Origin of the sequence: Malikia granosa, from assembly GCF_002980595.1 — a bacterium.
Lineage (GTDB): Bacteria > Pseudomonadota > Gammaproteobacteria > Burkholderiales > Burkholderiaceae_C > Malikia > Malikia granosa.
Genome location: NZ_PVLQ01000139.1, coordinates 1 through 1,762 on the forward strand (window position 1 = coordinate 1; position 1,762 = coordinate 1,762).

Genomic DNA, 1,762 nt, shown 5'->3' on the forward strand with positions numbered 1-1,762 from the left:
ACTTTCGGAAACCTTAGTATGTCGGGGCGCTCAACAACAACGGCAGCACCACCGCTCCGGCCAGTCTCGCTTCCTATTCCAACACCCCGGGCACCGATGCCGTAGTGCAAAACCAGTTTCTGGTCGTGGGGGTTGATGGCAACCAAACGGGCCTATACGGCACCTCCTTTGCCGCTCCGGTGGTGAGCGGCTACGCCGCGATCGTGGGCAGCAAGTTCACTCGTGCCACTGCCAGCCAAATCAGCAACCAGCTGCTCAACACGGCCCGTCAGGACACGATTGCCAACTACAGTGCCGCACTCCACGGGCGCGGCGAGGCCAGCCTGTCGCGCGCACTGGCACCCTTGTCCATCAAGTGATCAGGCTTTTTTCCTCTTGAGTCATGGGCGGTTTGCGGGCATCCGTACGATGTCCTGGTGGGGCTCTGCCGCGGATGGCGGCAGGGGCCTCCCGCAAGCTGCACTGCTCGGGCGACCTGAGGCGGGTTCTACGTTCTTCAGGTGGCGCTCAGATCGCCGGTCATTTTTACGCTGCCTGAGCCGGCTTGCTGCCAGCTCGCTGTGAACTGATACACGCCAGCAGCTCAGGTAGATCGAGTGCTCTTTGCGATCGATATCCACTCTTTGTTCTTTATTGTCGAGCTGAATTTCCGCCGCACGCCGTCTCGGCTGCCTGGCTGACAGCACCATTTCGGCTCATTTGATAGAAAGCGATGCCATGAATTCAATGGATTGGCAAGTTCGGCCGGAAAACCAGAGGCTCCCCGCCATTCCCGAGGCCTTGCCGCTGATGATCGACGGGCTCGACTTGGAGCAGATGCGCTTGCGTCTTGGGGGGGACGACGAAGTCCTGCTGGCAATCCTGCGACAGTTCTTGTGTGACTTTGACTCGTGGCAGGCAAGTTTCGAGCTTGAGCGGCGACAACTCAATACCGGAGCCATGCTGCGTCTCGTCCACACGCTCAAAGGCACTGCGGCGAATGTGTGTGCAGATCAGGTCCATGTGGCTGCGCTGGCGCTGGAGACCGCCTTGCGGCACGGTGAGGGACTCAAAGCAGGCCTGGTACAGGATTGCGAGGCAGCCTTGCAACAGGTCCTGAACGCCTTGCGCCAACAGCTGCCGCCAGAGCCTGGATCAGGTTCCTGTCCGATAGCGCCTGACCAGGCGCTGCTTGTCGTGCAGGAGGTCGCTGCCTTGTTGCACAGGCGTCGGCGTGTGCCTCATCTGCTGCAGCAAGAGTTGCGCGCCACCGTGGCTCCGCTGGTTTCCGTCGAACAGTTGGAGGCGTTGTTCCAGCACATGTCGGCGTTTGAATTCAAAAACGCGCAGCAAGCCTTGACTGAGATCCAGGAATGCATGTCGACATGACAGAGTGTCTTCGGTGCTGGAGTCGCTGGCGGCTGCGAGTCACGCTGTCCTTGTCGGGCTTGTCCCATCCTGATCGCTCGCGAGCGGTTCCGAATGATGTGGCCCGGCCGAAGGCGTGTGCCGTGATGGTCATGACCTGAAAGATAGATCCCGTTGCACTTGGGGTGCAGGTGGGCGGGGGAGTGGCGAATCCACGGGACAAGGCCATCCTGGTGCTGGCTTGGACAAGATCCGCCAGCTGTCTGCGCGCAAGCAAGCCGGCTGTCCAGCCCTTGCTGGCACTGGTATCCGAGCCCAAGTTCACCCAATGGCAGGCAGCCCGCATGCGCCTGGCCTTCGCCGACTTGGCACGAAAATTTTTTGTCCGAGGTCCTAAAAACGTCGCCGGGCCGAT

Annotated in this window: 2 protein-coding genes; both read left to right on the forward strand. The window is 60.6% G+C overall.

What is annotated here, in order from left to right; all coding sequences use genetic code 11:
* Window positions 1–104: 104 nt before the first annotated feature.
* Complete coding sequence (locus C6P64_RS17570; protein WP_105749820.1) at window positions 105–359, forward strand: S8 family serine peptidase; 255 nt, start codon at window positions 105–107, stop codon at window positions 357–359.
* A gap of 358 nt (window positions 360–717) precedes the next feature.
* Window positions 718–1,368 carry an Hpt domain-containing protein gene (locus C6P64_RS17575; protein ID WP_105749821.1) on the forward strand — a complete coding sequence of 217 codons (651 nt, stop codon included), beginning with the start codon at window positions 718–720 and terminating at the stop codon, window positions 1,366–1,368.
* Window positions 1,369–1,762 lie beyond the last annotated feature (394 nt).